Origin of the sequence: Mariniblastus fucicola, assembly GCF_008087665.1 — a bacterium.
GTDB lineage: Bacteria > Planctomycetota > Planctomycetia > Pirellulales > Pirellulaceae > Mariniblastus > Mariniblastus fucicola.
In genome coordinates this window covers 5,822,455-5,845,075 of sequence record NZ_CP042912.1, presented here as the reverse complement: position 1 = coordinate 5,845,075, position 22,621 = coordinate 5,822,455, and the positions used below count along the sequence as shown (strand labels likewise).

At 52.8% G+C, this 22,621-nt stretch carries 16 protein-coding genes; 12 read left to right on the top strand and 4 right to left on the bottom strand.

The genetic code is table 11. The features are described 5' to 3' along the window. The first annotated feature begins 10 nt into the window (after positions 1–10). From MFFC18_RS21900 to MFFC18_RS21870, 7 genes are all read left to right on the top strand, one after another. Positions 11–883, top strand: a complete 873-nt coding sequence (locus MFFC18_RS21900) for a DUF58 domain-containing protein (protein ID WP_075083748.1) — start codon at positions 11–13, stop codon at positions 881–883. Further along, positions 880–1,818 carry a BatD family protein gene (locus MFFC18_RS21895; RefSeq protein WP_148619041.1) on the top strand — a complete coding sequence of 313 codons (939 nt, stop codon included), beginning with the start codon at positions 880–882 and terminating at the stop codon, positions 1,816–1,818. The genes MFFC18_RS21900 and MFFC18_RS21895 overlap by 4 nt, the downstream gene beginning before the upstream one ends. Then, the gene (locus MFFC18_RS21890; RefSeq protein ID WP_075083750.1) at positions 1,818–2,885 is read left to right on the top strand and encodes a VWA domain-containing protein; all 1,068 of its coding nucleotides are present in this window, start codon (positions 1,818–1,820) and stop codon (positions 2,883–2,885) included. Before MFFC18_RS21895 ends, MFFC18_RS21890 begins: the two co-directional genes overlap by 1 nt. Next, positions 2,882–5,101: a vWA domain-containing protein gene (locus tag MFFC18_RS21885; RefSeq protein WP_075083751.1), complete on the top strand. Its 2,220-nt coding sequence runs from the start codon at positions 2,882–2,884 to the stop codon at positions 5,099–5,101. Before MFFC18_RS21890 ends, MFFC18_RS21885 begins: the two co-directional genes overlap by 4 nt. Further along, positions 5,101–7,860 carry a BatD family protein gene (locus MFFC18_RS21880; RefSeq protein WP_075083752.1) on the top strand — a complete coding sequence of 920 codons (2,760 nt, stop codon included), beginning with the start codon at positions 5,101–5,103 and terminating at the stop codon, positions 7,858–7,860. The genes MFFC18_RS21885 and MFFC18_RS21880 overlap by 1 nt, the downstream gene beginning before the upstream one ends. A 130-nt stretch (positions 7,861–7,990) precedes the next feature. After that, positions 7,991–8,419, top strand: a complete 429-nt coding sequence (locus tag MFFC18_RS21875) for an Hsp20/alpha crystallin family protein (protein ID WP_075083753.1) — start codon at positions 7,991–7,993, stop codon at positions 8,417–8,419. Positions 8,420–8,551: 132 nt separating this feature from the next. After that, positions 8,552–10,042, top strand: a complete 1,491-nt coding sequence (locus MFFC18_RS21870; RefSeq protein ID WP_075083754.1) for a DegQ family serine endoprotease — start codon at positions 8,552–8,554, stop codon at positions 10,040–10,042. Positions 10,043–10,280: 238 nt separating this feature from the next. Here MFFC18_RS21870 and MFFC18_RS21865 read toward each other — a convergent pair whose 3' ends face one another. The 3 genes from MFFC18_RS21865 to MFFC18_RS21855 all read right to left on the bottom strand — a co-directional run bounded on the left by MFFC18_RS21865 (position 10,281) and on the right by MFFC18_RS21855 (position 12,976). Continuing rightward, entirely contained in the window at positions 10,281–10,622 is a 342-nt protein-coding gene (locus MFFC18_RS21865) for a hypothetical protein (protein WP_075083755.1), read from the bottom strand. A 423-nt stretch (positions 10,623–11,045) separates the two neighbouring features. Then, entirely contained in the window at positions 11,046–12,206 is a 1,161-nt protein-coding gene (locus MFFC18_RS21860; protein WP_238381234.1) for a M56 family metallopeptidase, read from the bottom strand. A gap of 368 nt (positions 12,207–12,574) precedes the next feature. Then, positions 12,575–12,976, bottom strand: a complete 402-nt coding sequence (locus tag MFFC18_RS21855; protein WP_075083758.1) for a BlaI/MecI/CopY family transcriptional regulator — start codon at positions 12,974–12,976, stop codon at positions 12,575–12,577. A 724-nt stretch (positions 12,977–13,700) separates the two neighbouring features. On the opposite strand from MFFC18_RS21855, the gene MFFC18_RS21850 reads away from it, so the two are divergent. The 5 genes from MFFC18_RS21850 to MFFC18_RS21830 all read left to right on the top strand — a co-directional run bounded on the left by MFFC18_RS21850 (position 13,701) and on the right by MFFC18_RS21830 (position 21,376). Then, the gene (locus MFFC18_RS21850) at positions 13,701–15,158 is read left to right on the top strand and encodes an efflux RND transporter periplasmic adaptor subunit (protein WP_075083760.1); all 1,458 of its coding nucleotides are present in this window, start codon (positions 13,701–13,703) and stop codon (positions 15,156–15,158) included. A 57-nt stretch (positions 15,159–15,215) separates the two neighbouring features. Further along, positions 15,216–18,335: an efflux RND transporter permease subunit gene (locus MFFC18_RS21845; RefSeq protein ID WP_075083761.1), complete on the top strand. Its 3,120-nt coding sequence runs from the start codon at positions 15,216–15,218 to the stop codon at positions 18,333–18,335. A 207-nt stretch (positions 18,336–18,542) separates the two neighbouring features. Then, positions 18,543–19,406 carry a hypothetical protein gene (locus tag MFFC18_RS21840; RefSeq protein ID WP_148619040.1) on the top strand — a complete coding sequence of 288 codons (864 nt, stop codon included), beginning with the start codon at positions 18,543–18,545 and terminating at the stop codon, positions 19,404–19,406. A gap of 54 nt (positions 19,407–19,460) precedes the next feature. Further along, positions 19,461–20,678 carry an ABC transporter permease gene (locus MFFC18_RS21835; RefSeq protein WP_075083763.1) on the top strand — a complete coding sequence of 406 codons (1,218 nt, stop codon included), beginning with the start codon at positions 19,461–19,463 and terminating at the stop codon, positions 20,676–20,678. 2 nt (positions 20,679–20,680) lie between these two features. Continuing rightward, positions 20,681–21,376: an ABC transporter ATP-binding protein gene (locus tag MFFC18_RS21830; protein WP_075083764.1), complete on the top strand. Its 696-nt coding sequence runs from the start codon at positions 20,681–20,683 to the stop codon at positions 21,374–21,376. A gap of 43 nt (positions 21,377–21,419) precedes the next feature. On the opposite strand, the gene MFFC18_RS21825 is transcribed toward MFFC18_RS21830, so the two are convergent. Then, positions 21,420–22,586, bottom strand: a complete 1,167-nt coding sequence (locus MFFC18_RS21825) for an AraC family transcriptional regulator (RefSeq protein WP_075083765.1) — start codon at positions 22,584–22,586, stop codon at positions 21,420–21,422. Positions 22,587–22,621: the final 35 nt, after the last annotated feature.

Below are 22,621 nucleotides of genomic sequence, written 5' to 3'. Positions count from 1 at the left end.
GTCGAGATTGATGATTCCCAAAGAGATCTTTCAGAAAATAAGACGAATTCAGATTCGCAGCTCGCATCAGGTTGATGAGCTGCTGGCCGGTTCTTGGAATTCTGCTTTCAGGGGTCGCGGCATCGAATTTGAGGAAGTTCGCCCCTACCAGATCGGTGACGACGTCCGCTCAATTGACTGGAACGTGACCGCTCGAAGCGACCAGCCTTTCGTCAAGCTGTTCCGCGAAGAGCGTGAAATGTCGGTGATCTTGCTGGTCGACATGAGTCGTTCAGTTGAGTTCGGAACGGTATCGCAAACCAAACGCGAGCTGATTGCCGAGCTTGGAGCAACGATTGCCATGTCGGCGACTCGGAACAATGACAAGATCGGGCTGACACTTTTCACCGACGAGATCGAGAAAGCAATCCCGCCACGCAAAGGCAGTCGGCATGTGCTGCGAATCATTCGTGAGCTCCTCTATTGTCAACCGGTCGGAACTGGAACAAGTATTCGCAATGCGGTGGAGCATTTGAATCGAACTTGCAAACGGCGTAGCGTTGTTTTTCTGGTCAGCGATTTTTTCGACTCTGGATTTGAGTCGGTGCTCAAGGTCGCAAGGCGGCGTCACGACATCGTCCCGATTACGGTCAGCGATCCCGGAGAGAGAGCCTTACCGAAGGTTGGCCTTGTTCGACTGCGGGATAGTGAAACCGGTGAGCAAGTACTGGTCGACACCTCAAGTCGCAAAAACCGAAAACAGTTCTCGGAATTGTTTGCTCGAAAGGAAGAGCAACGATTGACGATGTTTCGACGCTTGCAGATGGAGCCAATTCAACTGACGACCGGTGAAGACATCGTCGATCCGCTGCGACGTTACTTCCACGCGAGGGAGCAACGATGAAGTCATTGAGCTCCGTAAAGTTAGGAGTGCGAGGGATCGCGTGCTGCATGTTGTTCATCGCGATGCAGCAGAGCGTCTCTTATGCTGACACATTTGGACTCGTTAGATCTGCGGATCGGACGAGCGTTCTGATCGCCGATCCGTTTCGGTTTGAAATTTCGCTGACCGCCCCAGCCGATAGTCGAGTCAGCTTTTCTGAGCTCGGCGAGAAAGTTGGCTCGTTCGATGTGCTTGATGTCAACGACCAGTTTGGCATTCCGATCGAAGGCGACGCTAATCGACAAAGGTGGATTCGAACTCTTACGCTGGAAACCATTGACACTGGTAAGCTCGACATTCCGCAGTTGGAGGTTTCGGTTCAAGAACCCGGGGGCGATTCGAAGCTACTCCGCTCGGAACCCCTCCAAATCACCGTCGTAAGCGTCGTCGAATCTTCTGCTGATTTGACGACGTTCAATGACATCGCGGATTTGATTGAAGTGGATGAGCCTGAATCAACCTCGATGGGTGCTTTTTGGATTTCGCTTGTCGGTGGAATCACGTTGGCCATTGCAGCTGCCTGTTTGATTGCGGCTCGGCAATCAAAAACACCCGTGTCGGCAAGCGTTTGGGCGCTGGCTCGGCTGAACGATCGTACGGAAGGCAGTTTCAACCGTGTTGAAAGTATCCTTCGCGATTTCATCGAAGAACGGTTTGATTTTCCTGCCGCGAGTTTGTCATCAAGCAAGATCGCTGAGACTCTTGCGTCGAAAAACGTTGCGAGTGACTCCATTGCGAGAGTCGAAGAAATCCTCTCGGTTTCGGAGCGAGTCAAGTTTGGAGGACTTGGGATTTCAACCGAAGTGGAAACGCGGCTGACTGAGTCCGCCCGAAAATTGATTGTGGATCTCGAAGAAGTCATCTCAACGCTGCCAGAATCACGGGAGGCTGCTTGATGTTTCATTCACCGCTGTGGTTTCTCCTGATGCCCGTGCTGCTATTGGCGGCATGGCGAATTTTTGGATCCAGAAAAGGAAATGCCGTTCGATTCAGCAACACGTCATTGGCCAGCCAGCTAACGCCTTCGCTGCGACAGAGGCTCCTTTGGCTGCCCAAAGTCCTGATGTTGCTTGCGTTACTCTTTTTGATCATCAGTTTGGCTCGACCACGTGAAGGCCGAGACCAAACGATCACTGAAAGTGAAGGGATCGCGATCGAAATGGTCGTGGACCGAAGTAGCAGTATGCAAGCTCTCGATTTCAAAATCGAAGACGAACACGTCGACCGTTTGACTGCCATCAAAAACGTCGCGGGAAAGTTTGTGCTTGGAGATGAAAGCCTCGACGGTCGTTTTAGTGATCTGGTTGGGCTCATCACCTTTGCTGGTTACGCCGACGGGGTTACGCCGCCCACGCTCGATCATGGCTTTCTGGCGTCCAGTTTGAACAATACCCAGATCGTTGATGTGCGAAGCGAAGACGGTACTGCGATTGGCGACGCGATAGCCTTGGCGGTTGAGAAGTTGAACGCTCTTGACGAAAACCGCGACGAAAAAGTTAAGAGCAAGATCATGATTCTGCTAACCGACGGTGAAAATACGGCTGGAGAACTCGAGCCAATTGCTGCGGCAGAGTTGGCTCAGACGTTGGGCATCAAGATCTACACGATTGGGATCGGAACAAAAGGGCAGGCACCGATTCCATACACCGACGCGTTTGGTCGCCGCCGAGTCCAAATGATGCAAGTCAATATTGACGAATCGACGCTGAAGAAAATCGCTGAAGTCACCGAAGGAAAGTACTTTCGCGCGACGGACACCGATTCACTGACTGCGATTTACGAAGAAATCGACCAACTGGAGAAAACAGAAGTCGAAACGGAAAACTACGTGGACTATCGCGAACTCGCGGTGCAACCGTGGCGAGCAAACGGTTTTCAGCTTCCTGCCACATTGTTAATTTCGCTCTCGCTATTACTCGTCGGAGTGGTTTTGCAACATTCGTGGTTGAGGGAAGTCTCATGAACTACGAAATTGGCAATCCGGAATGGGCGTGGCTATTGATCGCGGTGCCTGTGGTTGGACTTTTGTTCATGCGTAGTCGATGGATGGACCGACGGGCGCGAAAACAGTTTGGAGCGTCGGATGGCAATGCTGGATTGCTTTCTGATTTTGCGTCTCTGTCGTTGTTGACGCTGGGATTGGCTCTGCTAGTTCTTGCTTGCATGGATATTCGCTGGGGCAAGACGACTCGTGAAGTTCCTCAGCGTGGGCTTGAAGTTGTCTTCGCCCTCGACGTTTCACGCAGCATGTTGGCTCAGGATGCAAAACCAAATCGACTCACGCGAGCGAAACAGCAGATCAAGGACATGCTTGCCGAGATGGCGGGCGATCGTGTAGGGCTGGTTGTTTTCGCAGGGGAAGCCAAACAGGCTGTTCCGCTGACCAATCACTATCACGACTTTCAGCAGAAACTGGACTCGGTCGGTCCGGAATCCGTTTCCGTTGGCGGTTCGCAGTTGGGCGTCGCGATCAAAGCGGCCTCCGAGGCGTTTTTGAACAAGACCAACGACTTCAAGACCATGGTGCTGTTCACCGACGGAGAAGATCAGGAAAGCAAGCCGATCGAACTTGCAAAACAGTTGCACGCGGATGATGGACTGCGAATCTTTACGGTAGGGCTCGGCGACATGACCGAAGGATCCCGCATTCCGAACGATTCCGATGGACGTAACCGCGGAGGACGCTTTGTTCAACATGAGGGCCAACAAGTTTGGTCGAAGCTCAACGGAAGTATTCTGAAGCAAATTGCAACGGAAACGGATGCGGCCTACATTCCAGCCGGCGTCAAACGGGTCAACATGGGAGACGTCTATCACAAGTACGTTGCCAACGTGGAAAAGTCTGAATTTGAAACGGCGAAGATCAAGGCTTTGATTCCGCGTTTCCAGTGGTTTGCTTTCCCGGCATTTTTGTTTCTCTGGCTGTACACATGGATCAGTGCTGGTTCGCGGAAAGAGAAAGTTGCTGCGGTGGCGAAGGCAAGTCGCGCCGGTCGTCGAAACGAAGGGCTTTCTCGCGTTTCCAAGACGGCTGCAGCAATCCTGGTCCTCTTTCCCAGCGTTGCCTTTGCTCAGGAAGGCCAGTTGCCTGAATCGGTTGCAGCGAAGATTAACGCGGCCAACGAATTGGTGCGTGGGTCAAAAACAGCGGAAGCAATTGAGGCTTACAACGCGATTGAAGAATCGAACAACGATCATCAAGATGAACTGAACTACAACTTGGCAAGTGCGCACTATCGCAATTCCGATGTCGACGCGGCGACGGTATTGTTTGCTGAAACGGCTTCTTCATCAAACGATCGAATCGCAAGCAACAGCCGGTACAACCTTGGCAATTGTCACTACGCAAAGGCGTTACCGTTGGCACAACAGCAACCGGAAGCCGCGATCAGTGAATTGCAGTTGGCGATTGGGCATTATCGCAGTGCGTTACGATTGGATCGAAGTCTTTCCGATGCTCGTGAAAATCTAGAACGTGCTTCGAAGTTGATTAAGCAGTTGAAGCAAGATCAAGAACAGCAACAACAAAACGACGATCAACAGCAGCAAGACCAGGAACAACAGGACGGCGAACAGTCGGAACAGAATCCTGACTCGAAAGAGGACGAGTCGCAGGAGTCAGAGAGCTCAGAAAATTCAAACGAGAGCGAGTCGTCTGAAGAGAACGAGTCAGACAAACAGGGTGACGCTGAATCCGAGAGTTCCGAACAAAAGCCTGAACAGCAGCAACAGTCTTCGGATCAAAAGGACCAACAAAGCAAAGGCGAAGATGGCGACGGACAGCAAGGAAGTCCACCAGAGAGCGATCAAAATCAAAACAATTCATCGGCCGAAAACAAGGACTCTCAGCAGTCGGGCGACAACTCGAAAAAATCGCAGATGGAAAACGATGCTGCCAACGAAGAAAAAGAGAACGGTCCTGCGACAGAAGACAAGAAAGAGGAAGGAAAAGAGCCTCCTCAAGGCCAGCTTTCTTCAACCAATGAACAGGACCCCAAAGACAACGTGCAAAAAGAAAACGGCGCTGTCGCCCAACCGATCGCACCGGACGACGGCATGATGACGCGTCAGGAAGCATTGAAACTCCTGCAGTCAGTTCGCGATCGCGACATGCTCAGGCGATATCGGCAGAAACAGAAACGACGACAGAGACGGGTTCAAGTGGAAAGGGACTGGTGATGTTAGCGCGAATCTTCAATTCGGCTCTTTTGACTCTGGTTCTTGTCGTCGCATTGCCTTCAGTGACTTTCGCCCAGGACGTGTCGGCGCAGATTTCATCGCGTGAAGCGTGGGTAGGTTCGCCGATCGTGCTGCAGATTCAGATCCGTAACGCAGAAAACTATTCGTTGCCGGAAGGTTTTGAAATCGACGGGTGCGACGTACAGAGTGCGGGAACGCCCTCGCAGTCATCACAGATCACGATCATCAATGGCCGGCGAAGTGAGAGTCGTAGCGTAGCGGCGCAGTATCTGATCTGTCCGAAGCGGGAGGGCGAATTCGAGATTCCCCCTTTCGAGATCAACGTCGATGGAAAGACCAAAAAAACTCAACCGATGAGGTTTGTGGCGACCAAAAGCGAAACAGGCGACTTGCTGTTTGTCGAAGTCGAAGGCAAAAAAGAATCCGTTTACGTCGGGCAGCAACTTGATCTGAAACTGAAGATTTGGATCAAGCCCTTCTCGGACCGAGACAAAAACATCAAGCTCAACGAAGGCCACATGTGGCAGATGCTTTCGGAGCAATCGTCCTGGGGAGCCTTTACGGATCGAATGAAGGAACTCGCTGAAAACCGCCAACGTCCCGGTGGCAAAGCCGTGTTGCGAAAGGATGAGGAAGGTCGCAGTCGCCAGTACTTCCTCTACGAAATCGAAGGCAAGGTTTACCCAACGAAGCCTGGAAAACTGGACGCGAGCGATTTACAGATCGTGATCGATTACCCGTTATCTCTCGGTCGACGCCGTGATCCTTTCGACAGCATTTTCGATGACAGCTCTCTAATGAAGCAGGTGATGGGCGACGATTTTTTCTCGTCGTCTCCATTCGGCAGGCGGCTGACAGTCACCGAGTCACGCCCTGTCGTTGCCGATGCAAACGTGAACTCGACGGAAGTAATGCCAATCCCGACGGAGAATCGACCTGCCGATTACCGCGGCGCCGTCGGCAAGTATCAGATTGTCGCCGAAGCAGAACCAAAGAACGTTGTTGCGGGTGATCCAATCACGCTGCGGTTGGGAATCGTTGGCGACGGCCCGATGGAAGTCGTCCAGGCACCGCCACTTCATGACATTGAGAACCTCGCATCAGATTTTCAAGTCAGCGATCAATCGCTCGCGGGATTCGTGCAGGACGATTCCAAAGTTTTCATCACAACGATCCGCCCTCGTTCGGAATCCGTCACGCAAATTCCGGCGATTCCATTCAGCTTTTTTGACCCCGACAAGAAAGCCTACCAAACGGTTTACACACAGCCGATCGATATTGAAGTTGAAAGAGCGGAAGCACTTCAGCTGGATTCTATTGTCAGCAATTCGCCGCAAGGTTCGGTGCCTTCCGACAGCAGCCAAACCTCGGCGAACAACGCTTCGACTGCGGGCATGTTTTTGCAAAACGACTTTTCGGAGAATGTTCTCTTGCCTGAAAGCACAATGGCTCGAAATGGTTGGCTGTATTTCGCTGCCATTCCAGCCGGCTGTTGGCTTTTGTTGCTCACTGCCAAACTTGCGACCGTTTTTCCAACTGCGATTGGAAAACTGAAATCGCCGGTAGCCCAGGCCAGAAACGCGATCAATAGCGCGAAGTCTGGGGAGGCGTTGGCGGTGGCGTTAAGGAATTTTGTCTCGGCATCGGTCAGAGACAATTGTCCCACGAACGAACATGCCGTTGGACGCATCAGAGCATTGGGCGACTACGAAACGGCAAACTCGTTGGAGTCACTGTTTCATCAGATTGGTCGAATCGATCAGTCCACTGCAAGCTATAGTGAAACGGAATCGCCGCTTTCGATCGACGACTTGCGCGGCGAGTGTCATCAGATGCTATCGGACATCGAGAAAGTCAGTAAGCATCGTCGATGGTCCAAAGTTCCTGCATCCCGTTCGACCAAACGCAATCTGACGGCAACGATGGTGATGTTTGCGCTCAGTGGCCTCGCTATCCCTCAGACAGTCTCCGCGGAAGACATCTCACTGTCACCGCTGCTGATGAAGGCAAACGAATCCTATCGGAAAGCGAGCGAAATGGCTGACACGGATCTCGCGAAGTCGCGGGACATGTTTCGTGACGCGGCAGGAAACTATCAACGGCTTGTTGATCAAGGAGTTCGCAACAGCGAATTGTTCTTCAACCTTGGCAACGCATGGCACCAGAGCGATCAGCCAGCCAAAGCAATCGTCAACTATCACCGGGCCTTGACGCTAAACCCTGGCATGCAAAAAGCCAGTCGAAATCTGGAGTTGCTGAAGCAGGAGCTTTCAATTGCAGACAACCGATCTGTTGAGTCAAATCAAGCAACGTGGCTATCCCTGGATCGCGCAAAACGCATGTTGTCAACTTGCCAACAATGGCTTGGCTGGAGCATGACAACATTCCTGTTCGCGGTTGCATCGATTGTTTTCTGGGGGCTGCTATGCCTGAAAACCATCAGACGGAAAACACCGGTGCTGCGTTGGGCAATGGTGCCTTTCGTATTGATGTCCGTAACAGGATTGAGCCTCTATTGGAGCCAGTTGGAACCCGCAAACCTTGCAATCGTGACATCTGACACGATCGAACTTCGTCGTAGCGACGGAAACGAGTTTCCTGTTGAAGCCGAACTCGATCCATCCCTTGGCACCGAGGTAAAGATTACGAACGAGCGAGAGGGCTGGTTTGAAATCGCATTGCCCAACGGGAAATCTGGCTGGACTTCGGCACAGAACGTCGAGCCGATCGCTTTGTAGTTCGGAGTTTCAATTCAAAATTTCGTTCCGAATCTGTTGCATTTTGGCACGCCGTTTGCGAATTGATCTTCCGTCGAATGTTCGACTGTCACTTTGACAATCAAAACCTTTTATCAATGGAGATGTTCCTATGAACGCTTTAACAAGCAACGGTTCGCGGCTCAATCTTCTGCCGATGAATGCATTCTCGCGGGAGATGAGCCGCTGGATTGATGAACTTTCGCATGACGCCAAGACGGTTGGCCACGCTCCTGTCAGCATTTGGGAGTCAGATGATTCTTTTCATCTTGAGTTTGATCTGCCTGGTGTCAACGTTGAAAACGTCGACCTGAAAGTTGTTGAAAACTCATTGCACGTCACTGCGACTCGTGATATCTGCCAGGACGTCACTTACGTTCGGCAGGAACGAAATTTTGGCCAGATTGAACGACAATTCAGTCTTCCAACCCGGATTGATGAATCGGGAATCGAAGCCGAAATGGATGCTGGCGTGCTGAAAGTCGTCGTGCCCAAAGCGCCAGAATCTCAAGTCAAAAAGATTGAGATCAAGGGCTCGTAAGACGGATTCGATTTCGTCACTTCTTCAAACGCTACTCAAGCAACGGATTAGAGAATTCGTTCGTCAGGATGCCGCTGCGCGTTTGCGGCGGCATCCATTTTCGTCCAATCCTTTCAATGCAGGAGAAATCCAGTGAAACAGTTCGACATTAGAATTGCTTTGTTGCTGCTCGCCACATTGTCGGCGGGCGGATTCATCTACCCAAAATACGCATCGACAGCGGCTTACTCGCAGCTATCGCAAGAATCTGACGAGGCGTTTGAGCAACTCCAGACCGCTCGCAATCTGTCTGATGCTTTCAAGCATGTGGCCAAAGCACTTCGGCCTTCAGTCGTCAGCATCAGCACCGAATCCAAACCTCAAAACGTCTCGGTGCGAGGATTCAAAGTTCCCGCAATCCCTTTCGGCATCAGTCCATTTTTTGGCGACGACATCTTTCGAGATTTCCAGTCCTTTGAAATTCCGCGAACAATCCCGGGAAAGCAGGGGCTTGGCAGCGGCATAATCGTTGAAAGCAGCGGTCACATTCTGACAAACCATCATGTCATCAAGGGCGCGGAGAAAATTTCTGTCACGCTCTCCGATGATCGAAGCTATGACGCAAAAGTCATCGGAAGCGATCCGGAAACGGATCTGGCCGTTCTGAAAATTGACGCCAGCGGTTTGCAAGCAGTGAAATGGGCAGACTCTGATGCGGCGGAAGTTGGCGAATGGGTGGTTGCCGTCGGTAGCCCCTTCGGACTCAATCAAACCGTGACCTCCGGGATCATCAGTGCCCTTGGTCGCGATGACATGGGCATCACCAACTACGAAAACTTCATCCAAACCGATGCTGCGATTAACCCGGGCAACAGCGGTGGGCCATTGGTGAACCTCAAAGGTGAACTGCTGGGGATCAATACTGCCATCGCCAGTCGCAACGGGGCTTTCAACGGAATCGGATTTGCGATCCCTTCTTCGATGGCCAACCAGGTGATGACCAGCATCATGGACAGCGGCAAAGTTTCTCGAGGGTACCTTGGCGTCATGATCCAGGACCTGAACGATGACCTGGCTGCGAGTTTCAACTTCGAGGGTGATGGCGTTTTAATCGGTGACGTTGCTCCCGATGGTCCGGCGGACAAAGGCGGCCTTCTGGCTGGCGACATCGTCACACGGCTCAACGGGGAACCCGCGATGAACTCGAATGGTCTACGCAACCGTGTCGCTTCTATCGATCCCGAGTCTACCGTAGATCTCGAAATTGTTCGCAATGGCAAAGTTTTAAACTTGCAAGTCCAACTTGGCGTTCGTGATCAGGCTCAGCTTGCAAGCTGGCAAAGTTCTGGAGCTGACAGTGGCTCGAAGGTCGGGCTTTCTGTCGAAGTGCCAACTCCGGAATTGCGTGATCGATTGGACATCACGGTTAGCGGAGGAGTCGTCGTGACGAGAGTCGATTCAGACTCGATGTCAGCGAGAGCCGGGATTCAACAGGGAGATCTAATCCTGTCGATCAATGGAAACGCGATTGAATCGATGTCAGATTTTTCGACCGCGATCAACGAATCCGATGTGAGCGAGGGAATCCGACTGCGGATTCATCGCAACGGCGCGACACAGTTCGTGTTCATGAAGTCGTCTTAGAATGGTCGTTCAGCCCGTCTGTGGTGAAAGTCTCAGTCACTCAGGGTGCATCCAATTTCGATGGCGCGGTATTTGTTGCCGCGCCTTGCACCCGGAACTCCCAAGTGTTGTTTGCGGGAGTCGATTGATTCTCGAACTCTGCGTTAAACAGAAACGTTGAATCGAAATGAAAAAACCACCTTCGTTGCCGAAGGTGGTTTTCCGTTTTAGATACTGTCTGGTTAACGTTTCAATTCAGTCAGGCTTTCAGAGCAAGCCTACCGGTAGGCTGGATACGATACTCACGGCGATTGACCTGTCGACCAACGGACCGGGCAGCGCGCTCGATTGCGGCCGGAATGATTTTGGAGACGGAAGCATCGTTCACAGTCACGACGATGTCTTTCCTCCTTCGAAGACGTACGAGGACGCGACATACTTTGTCGACTCCGCCTCGCGGGCCGTTTACATCCTGAACCGTGATCTCAATCGACTTCACTGAGTCACCGTACTTCGAGAAAGCGGCATAGACGCGATTCTCGGCGCGTTCGATTGCTGCTTCACCAAGAAGCCTCTGTTTGTCGTTAAGGAAAAATTTCATCTAATTTCACCTGTCAAAAAGCCATCGGTTACAACAGAAAGCAAGCTTGAATTGCTCCCTACTTTCAATACGAAGTTGCCCGAAATCCGGATCAGGAATTTCCAAACCTTTCGCAGAATTTCTCACTGGCACGAATGTCGGTTTGAGCACAACGCGCACGAACGCGTGCTTTTTCTTACAAATCGCCAGCAGGAATCGCCCGAGTTGCTATTTTCGCCAAGCCATCGGTCCGTTCTTTCACACTTCTCCGGCGCAATTGGAACGGCCAAGCGTCAGTATCGGGAGATTGCTCCGGCTGTCTACAAATTATGTGGTACTTCAGGTTTTCTGGCCGGTTGAATTCAGTGGATGTTCGGTCAAATCGGTAGATTAACGCAGAGCGAATGTGACCTTGCCCCCGTTTCTTTGCCCAAAGAAAGCCGATTACGGTGATTCAAAATCTGACAGTTTGTTGCGGCGCACCCAGACCCAAGACGATGTGTTGTAGTATGGCGAATCAATAAGTCGTTTCACTAGCAAACGATCGTCGAACTCGGCCTGGACTTGAAAAGTCAATCTGCCCGTGCCGCCAAACGGAAAACCGGTTGATTTGGGATCGGAAATCGTTTCCTTGGTCTCGTTTTCCTTTTCAGGTAAGTAAGCAAAACGGCAGCCCTCAACGCCGTCCATCAGTTGAACGATGTGTTCTTTTAGCGAATCGGTAAACCTGGATACACAAGAAATCCCGCGAACTTCGAATACCACTTCGCGAGTCGTTTTCGCCGCAATTGTCGGTGACAGTTCGCTGCCAGAGGACTTGGGAGCCAGGATCGTTTTCGATGATTCCGCCACCGCCTGCTTCGGCAGCGATGATTCTTGGGCTTCAATTCGTGTCGCCGTGACGACAAGTGTCGCACCAAAAAGCAACAACACAAACATCGGAACAGCGAATGGATTGGTGTGAGTCATCTGACTTCTCCGAGGATTAAGGAAATACTGAACACGTCGCTCCAGCGTCTGCTTCGAACCGAACAACGCGGAGCCAAGCGTGGGGCGAATTTGTGTTGAAACGCCAACGGCAACCTTTAACAGCGTTTCTCCGTAAGTGACGGCATCAATCTCGTTGAGGACCGCGTTGTCGCAAATTTGCTCTCGGGCCAGAGAAAGCTGCGAGACCAGCAAATGCACAGCAGGGTGCCACCACCAGATCATTACCGCTATTTGTTGAATCAGGCGAATCGCATTGTCGCGATTCTTAACATGTGCTGCTTCATGGACAAGCACATGTAGTAACTGCTCGGATGTAAGTGCTTTCGCAAACCGAGGAGGAAAAAGAATAACCGGCGAATGAACGCCAACAACGACCGGCCCAGCAACATGTTCGGAACTTCTCACTAGCGGAAACTGTTTTAAACCAAGCTGTTGGCCGGCTTGTTTTTTTACTTTTTCCAGCTCGCCATCAACGAACGGTTGCGATCGATCAATGATTGCTTTCGTGCCGCAAAGGGTGCGGATGATCTTTACAAGTCCAACGCAACTACCGCCCACCCAAAGTCCCAGCAATAACCGCCCTATTGGATTCCAGCGTAAATAACCAAAGAGCACCGGTTGCTTCGATCGAGGGGGTGGGCGAATGTGGGCTTCTTCAAGCAATAGCTGATCGCTCAACGCGGACAATTCAACAGGCGAATCGATGGCAGGACTTGACGCTGAGATGGACGTGCTGGGAGCAACCGATTCCGGGGCCACCACTGGAGTGGTATGGGAAATTCTCAAACGAAACCCGCTGAAAAATACTCCGTAGACCATTGCCGGACAAAGCACGATTATTATTAGCGATGACAGTAGCAGACTGCCATTTAACGCGGCTCGATACTTCAGAGCCGCGCTTCCGCAGAGCGAGGCCAAGCTGACCATTGTGGCTGCCAGGCAACAACTGAGAGCAGGGTCGTTGAGCAGGGAGGGAAGCATATTCATTTCTTTCGCTCCATGTCCCTCTTGGCCTCAGCAAGCAATTTTTCAATTCGTTCGATTTCTGCTTCGGAAAGATCACCATGGTTGATCAGCGCCGACATAAGGTTGGCTGGGCTTCCTCCGCAAATCTTATTAACTAAGTCCATGACCCTACGGCCCAAATTAACTTCTCTCGGGATCAGCGCAGCATAGAAATGGGTTCGTCCGATGACTCGAAATCTCAGCCATCCCTTTTCTTCCAACCGTTCCATCATCGTTCGAACCGTGTTCCGCGCCACCTGCCGTCGCTTGAGTAATTCTTCGCGAACTTCAAACACCGAAGCTTCACCAAGTTCCCAGACGATATCCATGATTTCCCGCTGCTTGTCAGACAGAGGGTCGAGTTGTTTTTTTTGCGTCATCAATCAACCTTGCCATACGTGTGTAGCCATTATGGCTACAGTTGTAGCCAGTTCAACCTTGAAACGGGATGGTTCTGAAAGATATGGCGAACAAAAATCGGGGGAGAGAAAAGGGACAGGTCGGACAGGTCTTTTTTACGTGAAACACGGTACGCTAGAATCCGCAGATGCCTCAAATACCGTTACCACACCGAAGGAGTCGGGCATCACTATCAAGGACGGTTCAAGACATTCCCGATCGAAGAAGATGAATACTTGCTTGCCGTGCTTCGCTACGTAGAACGCCATGCACTTGAAGCGAACTTGGTAGAGCAAGCAGAAGATTGGAAGTACGGCAGCTTGTTGCGTGCCCTGAATCTCGACGATGACTTTCTTGTATCGCATTGGCCGATCCAACGGCCTCGAACACTGAGCAGTATCCTCTTTTCTTTTTGCCAGGAAAACAGTTTGAGGGCAACGAGCATGGACGAACGCGTACTTTTTCAAGCGAAGCTCGACCAGCAATCGCCCGAGTTGCTGTATTCGTCAGGGCGCCAGCCAGCTCTTCCAAATTTTTCCCTCGCAATTTGAGCGGCGAAGCGTCGAAGTCGGGGAATTGCTCCGGCTGTCTACAAATTATGTGGTACTTCAGGTTTTCTGGCCGGTTGAATTCAGTGGACGTTCGGTCAAATCGGAAGATTAATTTGCAGCGAACGTGTAGTTTCCTGTTGAGAAAGAGCTGTGGATGTCGCTAAAACGAATATGGAAAACCTGGGGAAAACGATTGATGGTGATCCCGCCGATCGTTTTGGCCGTCGGAGCCTACCTGTGGCTGGTCAAAAATTCGCCGCCGTTGCAGAAGCAGACGGAGCAGGAATTGGCGCGCGTTTTGGAAACCATTTCAATTCCGCGATCCGCCGTCAGGCCCAAGGTCAGCGGGTTCGGAACGGCGAAGTTTGCACGATCATGGAGAGCGGTCACTCAGGTCGAAGGGCGAATCAATAAAATCCATGCCGAGCTGCGACCCGGTTCGAGGATCGCGGCTGGTGAAGTCTTGCTGGAGATCGATGACTCCGACTATCGCTCGCAAGTTACAGAGCTCAACGCTGCGATTGAACAGCAAGACGCAGAAATTCAACGCCTCGAACAGTCCGTCAAGAACGACGAAAAGAATCTCGAACTCGAGAACGAAGTCCTGACGATCATGCAACGCGAGTACGATCGTGAGGAGCAGCTGTATTCGCAACGTGCGGGCTCAAGATCGGAAGTCGATCAGAAGCGTCGTGAATTGCTAAGTCAGCAAAAAGCCGTTCAGCAGCTGAAGAACAACATCGCCCTTGTCGCACCGCAGATTAAAGCACTGCAGGCTGCCAAACGCCAATCGGCAGCTCAAATCGAACAGGCAAAACGGGACATCGAAAGAACAAAAATCACCGCGCCGTTTCGGATGCGCGTCGGCGAAGTTCAACTGGAAGTCGGTCAGTTCGTTGGCATTGGTGAGACGCTGTTCCATGGCTACAGCGATGCGGAGGTCGAGATCGAAGCCCAGTTGGCATTGCAGGATATCCATCGTTTGTTCGTTGCGCAGACGGATGGCGTGCCTCCGCCGAAGGAGTTCAGCCAGGAAGATTTTCGCCGGCTGTTTTCGTTTGATGCGTCGGTCAAAGTCGCTGGTCTGGAAAGCACAGTGACTTATCCGGGGCAGTTTCTGCGAGTGCGTGAAGTCGTCGATGCTCAGACAAAAATGGTTGGGTTTGTGATCGGCGTGCAGAACCGACCGCCGATGGAGCAGAAGGTTCTCAAGCCTCCGCTGCTCGAAGGAGCGTTTTGCGATATCGATGTCTACGGAAAGACGCTTCCCGATCAGGTTGTCGTTCCTCGAAGCGCGATTCGCAACGGCTCGGTGTTCCTGGTGGACGACCAGAATCGGCTGGAGAAACGTGCCGTTGAGCTGACGTTCACTCAAGATGACTACGCGGTTGTCGCGTCAGGACTCGATGGCGGCGAAAAGCTGGTGATTGCGAATCCGTCGCCGGCAATCATTGGAATGCTGGTGGACCCGATCGACGCTCCCGGAGTGGCGGAAAGCCTCGTCGCATCCGTTGCTGCCGACATTCCCGTGGCGAATCCGAATCAGGATGAATCACAAGCCGACGTGGCTGGCGATACGCGGAATGCAACTCAGGCCGCGGCTCAGGAATAGTCTTTTTTCTTCGCTGCAGCCGATCGCGAAGACAACTCCATCATTGGGAAACTGGTTGTGCTTGACAGATTTGTAAACCACCGAACGCTGGCCAACGTGCTGATGCTGACCTTCATCGGTTTGGGCATTTACGCGATCCCGCGGCTGCAAAAAGAAACCTTTCCGCGATTCGATAGCTCAGAAGTTCAGGTCTCGATGACGTATCGCGGCGCTTCTGCCGAAGACGTCGAACAAGGCATCTGCTTGCTGATCGAAGACGCAATCGATGGTGTTCAGAACGTCAAGAAAGTCACCTCGACGGCTCAGGAAGGCATGGCATCGGTCGTGGTCGAGATCGAAGAAGGTGCCGATGTTGCCACCGCGATTAGCGACATCGAAACGGAAGTTGAATCGATTTCTGACTTTCCCGCCGGAGCCGAAGACCTGATCGTTTCCGAGTTAAATCGCGCCGATGCGGTGATGACGATCGCGGTAACCGGGCCCATCGATGAGGACTCGTTGAAAGACTATTGCGAAACGTTCAAACAGCGGCTTCAAAGACTGCCGGGCGTTTCGCTGGTTGAGATTCAGGGCTTTTCGGATCGTCAACTTCGTTTGGAGTTGGATGTCGATGCGCTGCAGCGTCTTGGTCTGTCTGCCCAGATGGTCGCGGAATCCGTAAGAAGCCAGAACCTGGATGTTCCGGTCGGCATGATCGAATCGCGAGAGGAAGATTTGCTGTTGCGGTTGGTCGAGCAGAAACAGAGTCCGCAAGACATTGAAGACATTGTGATTCACGGCGTGGCGGGCCTTGCTGAAATTCGCGTTCGTGACATCGGTCGCGTGGTCGACGGTTTCGCGGATGCGGAGCAGCAAGCGTGGCTCGATGGCAAGCGAGCCGGAATCATTCAGGTCAACAAAACTCGCTCCCAAGACACGACAACGATCGCTGAAGTGGTTCGCGAATTCGTGGAAGCCGAACGCCAACGTCAGCCAAAGCTGCGCATCGCGATCACCGACGATTTCTCCGATCTGATCATGCAGCGATTGACTTTGCTGGCCAAGAACGCGTGGCAAGGCATCGTTTTGGTTTTCCTGGTGATGTGGATTTTCTTCAACGTACGGCTGTCGTTCTGGGTCGTGATGAGCTTACCCGTCTCGTTCATGGGCGCGTTTTTCATGCTGCCGCTGTTGGGCCAAAGCCTCAACATGATGTCCTCGGTCGCGATTCTGATGGCGACCGGAATCTTGATGGACGACGGAATCGTGATCGCGGAAAACATTGCTCGACATGTTTCGCTTGGCAAGAACTCGATGCGCGCGGCCGTCGATGGAGTCACCGAAGTTGCTGGCGGCGTGGTTTCGTCTTTCCTGACAACCTGCTGCGTGCTTGGCCCGCTGTTTGCGCTCGAAGGCCAAATCGGAAAAGTACTGCGGCTGATCCCGATCGTCCTGTTGACGACGTTGGTCATCAGCCTGGTCGAAGCGTTTCTGATTCTGCCCGCTCACCTTGGGCATTCGCTGAACGACAACGACGTTGAAAAGAAAGAAGGCTTTCGCGCGAGGATCGACCGTGCGGTTGATTGGGTTCGCGAAAGCGTGTTTGGCCGGCTGATCGACTGGGCGATCGAGTGGCGTTTTCTCTCGATCGGATTGTCCATCGCAACCTTCATTCTCGCCTTGGCCGTGGTCGCGGGTGGATTGGTGAACTTCATTCCGTTCCCCAATCTCGAAGGTGACATGGTTCAAGCCAGAATCCTGATGCCGCAGGGAACGCCGCTGGCGAAAACAGAAGCGATCGTGCGACACATCAACAAGGCTGCGGCGGAGGTGAATACTCAGTTCCCCGATCAGCCCGATGGCAGGCCGTTGGTGCAAACGGTGATGTCCAAATTCAATGAGAATTCCGACGCTGGTGAGTCCGGGCCTCATGTCGCGACGGTTTCGATTCGCATGCTTCAACCGGACGAGCGAGTGACTTCCACGGCGGAATTCATTCGGGCATTGCGGGAGGAAGTTGGCCAGGTCCCAAATGCGATCTCAGTCACGATAGCTGAATCCACTTTGGGACCGGCGGGCCGCGCAGTGGAGGTTCTGTTCAAGAGCGATAACCTCGAAGAGGCTCGCGCCGCTGCGATCGATTCGGAACAATGGCTCAGCGAATATGCAGGAGTCTACAACTTCAACACCGACTTGCGACCGGGGAAGCAGGAGATTCGTTTGCATCTGAAACCCGACGCGGTCGCCTTGGGCCTGAATGTTCAGGCGATGGCCAGTCAACTGAGCACAGCCTTTCAGGGGTCGAAGATCAGCGACATTCAGGCTGGCGTCGACCAGTACGAAATCAATGTCCAGTTTGCGCCCGAAAGTCGCGACACGCTGCAGTCGTTCTACGATTTTCAGTTCATCCTCGCTGACGGTGATCGGATTCCATTGCAGTCCGTTGCCGACGTTGAACTCACGTATGGATGGTCCAAGATCTCTCGCGTCGACGGCTGGCGGACGGTGACGTTGATTGCCGACACGGACACTGATCTGGTCAACACGACCAAACTGATGAATGCCTACAAAGCGGAATTCGTGCCGGAACTGAACTCGAAATACAGCGGTCTGACGGTTTCGCTTGGCGGCGAAGCAGAACGTTCGAGCGAAACGGGATCATCGATGGTGTCACTGTTTTTGCTGGGAATGTTTGGCGTTTACGCGATTCTTTGCTTCCAGTTCGAAAGCTGGTTGGAGCCGCTGATTGTGATGGCCGCGATTCCAATGTCGCTGATCGGAATGATCTTCGGGCACATGTTGATGGGGATGGACGTTTCGATGCCCAGCTTGATCGGCTTCGTTTCGCTGGCCGGCATCGTCGTCAATGACTCGATTTTATTGGTGCTGTTTCTGAAGAAAGCACGTGCCGAAGGCAAGCCGTACGAAGAATCGGCCCGCAGCGCCAGTCGGCTTCGATTTCGCGCAATCATGCTGACCAGCATCACGACGATGGCCGGCTTGCTGCCATTGACTTTGGAGAAAAGTACGCAAGCACAAGTGCTGGTTCCGACAGCGGTTTCAATCGTGTTCGGGTTGTTGAGTTCCACCATTTTGGTACTGATTGTCATCCCATGCGTCTACGTCGCCCTGTGCGATTTGGGGCTGATCAAACGCGACGACCACCAGCACGGACGCGAACCCGTTGCGCAGGATTGATAGCTGGCACACAGTCGCCGAAGTACAAGATCGTTTCAATCCCATGTTGACGGGTTGTTCTCAACTTCGTATCGTAAATCGACGATAGACGATATGTCCGGCGTTTGTTCGTGCTGAACTTGGCAATGGTTCGACTTCACTCAAGGCGGCACTTCGCCAAAAACAAAAAATAGAAACACGAGTTAACTCAATTTTGAAGGATTTGAAATGAGACGTTTTGATTCCCTGCTGCAGAGTATGGCAGCTGCAATTTTCGTGGCAATTTCTCTGGCTTTCACGCCCGCGATTCAAGCTCAGCAATCTTTGACACCGTCGGCGGTTTCCGTCGAAGCTGAGACCGCTACTGACTCAGGAATGGCAGCAATGCAAGCCGCGGCCAGGGACGGCAAGTACCTGTTCATGTATTTTTGGAAACAGGATGATCAACAAACCCAGGCCATGCAAAACGTGTTGCAGAGCACTGTCGGGAAAATGTCAGACACGGCGGAAGTCGTCAGTTTGCAAATCACCGATCCTGAAAACTCGGTGACTGTTTCGCATTTTGACGTCAGCCGTGCTCCGATGCCGCTGGTGCTGGCAATTGCCCCTAACGGAGCCATTACCGGAGGCCTGCCGGTAAAGTTTGACGAACAACAGTTGCGAGCCTCGATCGTCAGTCGTGGTGCTGCGGATTGTCTGAAATCGCTTCAGGAACAGAAGCTGGTTTTGCTAAACGTAAAACACGAATCTGACGCCAACGCTTTTGCCGGAGTTCGTGACTTCGTGCAGGACGAACGATTTGCCAAGGCGTCGCAGATCGTTTCCATCGACCCGGGCGACAAATCGGAGCACGCGTTCCTGCAGTCGTTGAAGGTTGATCCTGCCTCGGGCAAAGGCGTCACCGTTGTACTGACGCCTCCCGGCCAACCGGTGGCTACGTTCGCCGAAGACGTTACCAAAGAGCAGATCGTCGAGAAGTTGACATCGATGACTTCTTCATGCTGTCCCGACGGGCAATGTGCTCCCGGATCGCAGTGTAGCCCGGACGGAACATGCTGCCCGGGCGGATCCTGTGCACCTGTGAAAAAGTAGTCGTGTATACGGAAGTTTGCAATCAGAACACCGGTTCGATGAAGAGGCCTTTAGATGAATTTGAAAAAGCTGGTTTGGCGTGAGCTCTTCGAGCGGAAGAGCCAGATGATCACGATCTTCTTCGGGATCCTGCTGGGGATCACCACGGTTGTTGCGATCAAGAACATTACTCATTATTCCGAAATGGCAGTGGCTCAGGAACTCGATAGCCTTGGCGCGAACGTCCTGGTGCTGCCCAAGTCCGTGACGCTTCAGGACTATTACTCGGCGGACATGCACAGCGAGACGATTCCGGAAGAGTACGCTTTACGGCTGACAATGTCGAACCTTGAAGGCGTCGACAATCTCTCGCCAAAACTTTGCGTCCCGGTCGAGTTGGAAGGCCGTGATTTTACGCTGACCGGCATTCTTCCCAAGAGCGAGTTTCAGGCAAAGGCAGCCTGGGCAGGAGCCGGAGTTTTCTCTCGGCCGATCGGTTGCGGAGTCGTCGACATGGGCACCACACCGAAACCCGAAGACAAAAAAACGCTGGTCCGGAAACGGGTCATCGACGATTTGGAAAAAGACGAAGCCCTTGTCGGTGCGGATACCGCTGCGATCCTCGGCATCAACGAAGGCGAAACCATGAGCTTGATGGGCAAGGACTTTTCTGTCGTCGCCGTACTTCCGGAAACGGGCACTGTGGATGACTCGAGAATCTTCGCTCATTTGCACACGGTGCAGGAAATGTCTGGCAAGGATGCGGTCGTGAGCTGCATTGAGATCGTCGGTTGCTGCAAAGAAATCTCCGCCGGCCTGGTCGGGAAGGTGAATGATCTGCTGCCGGAAGCCAAGGTTGTCACGGTGACTCAAGTCGTCGCAACTCAAGCCAGGGTCAACAGTATGATGGAAAATCTCTCGCTGATCTTTGTGGCCATCATCGTGGTCGTCGGTGGTGCAGGAATCGCGAACTACATGTTTGCCAACGTCTACGAACGACGCCGTGAAATTGGAACGTTGATGTCATTGGGCGCCGAATCAAGTTTGATCCTGAGGATCTTTTTGCTCAAGGCGTTGCTGCTGGGAGTGGCCGGGGGTGTGGGCGGCTATTTGATTGGAACATTGATGGCGGTCACGCTGGGGCCACGCCTCGCCGGAGTCACCGTTTTGCCGATGCCGGTTCTGGCGTTCTGGGCGATCGGAATTTCCGTTGGCATCACGCTGCTTGCCAGCTACTTTCCCGCTCGAAATGCGGCACGAATTGATCCAGTTACATCCTTTCGGGAGGTTTAGTCATGTTGTGTATGGAGAACGTAACCAAGACTTACGAGATGCGTCGTCAGACCGTCGCCGCGCTGACTGAAGCGGACCTGAGCATTCCGGCGGGCGATTTCATTTCACTTGTCGGCCCAAGTGGATCTGGCAAAAGCACGCTTTTGGTGATGCTGGGCGGAATGTTATCGCCGACTTCTGGCCGCGTGTTGTTGGACGGGGAGTCAGTGTACGACCTGGACGTCGATGCTCGAGCCAGGCTGCGAAAGTCCAAAGTAGGGTTTGTGTTTCAAACGTTCAATCTGATCCCGTATCTGACTGCCAGCGAGAACGTGCAGGTTCCGCTTTATCTTTCCGGCACCGAATCCAACGATCAGGAACAGCGGGCGGCCGAGTTGCTTGATCGCGTCGGTTTGGGAGATCGGTTGTATCACAAGCCAGCAGAACTGAGTGTTGGGCAACAGCAGCGGGTTGCGTTGGCGCGCATGTTGGCCAACGACCCAGCGGTGATTCTGGCAGACGAGCCAACGGGAAACCTTGATCCGGAAACCAGCGAGCAGATCATTGGCTTTTTCGAGGAGTTCAACCGCGAAGGTCGCACGATTGTGATGGTTACACACAATCCGGAAACTGCCGAACGGGCCAAGCGTGTGTTGAAGCTTCGTGATGGCAAGATTGTGGATGATCGAGCTTCGATTCAAACCGTCGGCGCGGCGTAGATCGGTCGCGGTCGAGTTCGCGTCTGATCGTTCACCAGCCAGCCTATCGCGTGTTCCGAGACTGTTGCTTGCGATACGTGGTCGGTGAAAGTTCTGTTTCGCGTTTGAAGGCCAGTGAAAAATAGTGAGCGTGGCTGTAGCCGATCCGAGCCGCAATCTGTTCGACAGAAAGGTCAGTGTCGCGGAGCAAAATTTTCGCTCGGTCGATCCGTGCTCGAATGATGCAGCGATTGATTGGATGCTTGTGCTCGCTTGCGAACAGCCGTTTCAATGAACTGAGGCTTACTCCGACGTGCCGGGCAACATCGCGAGAAACGATGTCCTGACAGGCGTTGTTTCGGATGAACGAAAGTGCAGCCGCCAGGGTCGGGTTGTTGACGGCTGTCGCGTCGGTAGATTCGCGGCTGACACAGTTGTAATTTTGAACGAAGAATTGCGGCGCGATCGGCTTTCCGTCTATCAGTTCGACCAAGCTGCGGGCCGATTCGTAGCCGACTTCGAAATGGCCGGCGTTGACGCTGGATAGAGTTGGCGTCGAAAGCGTGCAGATCACCTCGTCGTTGTCGACTCCAACGATCGCCAGCTCTTCCGGGACCAAAATCGATGCACGACGACAGGCATCGAGCACCCGTTGCCCGGCGTAGTCATTACAGGTCATGACAGCACAAGGTTTGGCTAGCGAGGCAAGCCACTTGGAAAGTAGCTCCTGCTCCTGCTCCCATGGCGTGATTGTCGGATTGAGTTCTAAAGAAAGCTGGCCGAATTGAGATCCGGAATCCGCGACCAGTGATCTGAAGGTATGGAGCCGATTACGAGACCAGTTTGGGCCTTTGATGCCGACGAACGCGTAATGCCGGAAACTGCGTTCCTGTAAATGCGTGAACGCTGCTGTCGCGATGGCTCGGTCGTCAACGTGAACGAGCGGAACGCCGGAATCTTCGATCTCCCCCAATACATCGATCGCAGGGATGCCAGTGTTGATGATGGCTTGAGCTGTATCTCGGCTTCGAATTCTGGCAATGATTCCATCGCCGCGCCAGTCATCAATCCACTCCGGTAGAGACTGGTCCAGATGCGCCGGTTGGTGAAAAATTGACCAAGGCCCGTTCTCCATCGCGTATTTCGAGATGCCGCCCAAGATTTGGCGCCCGGACTCCATGGACGTTTCAACGATGAGTGCAATGTGCAGCGTCTTGGTCGTGATGGCCACGGAAAACCCGGGACTGGGGCACTGAGACGGAATTG

Excerpts from the sequence above, each read along its gene's own strand:
- MFFC18_RS21900 (WP_075083748.1), top strand. The coding sequence starts at position 11 with ATGATTCCCAAAGAGATCTTTCAGAAAATAAGACGAATTCAGATTCGC.
- MFFC18_RS21895 (WP_148619041.1), top strand. The coding sequence starts at position 880 with ATGAAGTCATTGAGCTCCGTAAAGTTAGGAGTGCGAGGGATCGCGTGC.
- MFFC18_RS21890 (WP_075083750.1), top strand. The coding sequence starts at position 1,818 with ATGTTTCATTCACCGCTGTGGTTTCTCCTGATGCCCGTGCTGCTATTG.
- MFFC18_RS21885 (WP_075083751.1), top strand. The coding sequence starts at position 2,882 with ATGAACTACGAAATTGGCAATCCGGAATGGGCGTGGCTATTGATCGCG.
- MFFC18_RS21880 (WP_075083752.1), top strand. The coding sequence starts at position 5,101 with ATGTTAGCGCGAATCTTCAATTCGGCTCTTTTGACTCTGGTTCTTGTC.
- MFFC18_RS21875 (WP_075083753.1), top strand. The coding sequence starts at position 7,991 with ATGAACGCTTTAACAAGCAACGGTTCGCGGCTCAATCTTCTGCCGATG.
- MFFC18_RS21865 (WP_075083755.1), bottom strand. The coding sequence starts at position 10,622 with ATGAAATTTTTCCTTAACGACAAACAGAGGCTTCTTGGTGAAGCAGCA.
- MFFC18_RS21855 (WP_075083758.1), bottom strand. The coding sequence starts at position 12,976 with ATGACGCAAAAAAAACAACTCGACCCTCTGTCTGACAAGCAGCGGGAA.
- MFFC18_RS21850 (WP_075083760.1), top strand. The coding sequence starts at position 13,701 with ATGTCGCTAAAACGAATATGGAAAACCTGGGGAAAACGATTGATGGTG.
- MFFC18_RS21840 (WP_148619040.1), top strand. The coding sequence starts at position 18,543 with ATGAGACGTTTTGATTCCCTGCTGCAGAGTATGGCAGCTGCAATTTTC.
- MFFC18_RS21835 (WP_075083763.1), top strand. The coding sequence starts at position 19,461 with ATGAATTTGAAAAAGCTGGTTTGGCGTGAGCTCTTCGAGCGGAAGAGC.
- MFFC18_RS21830 (WP_075083764.1), top strand. The coding sequence starts at position 20,681 with ATGTTGTGTATGGAGAACGTAACCAAGACTTACGAGATGCGTCGTCAG.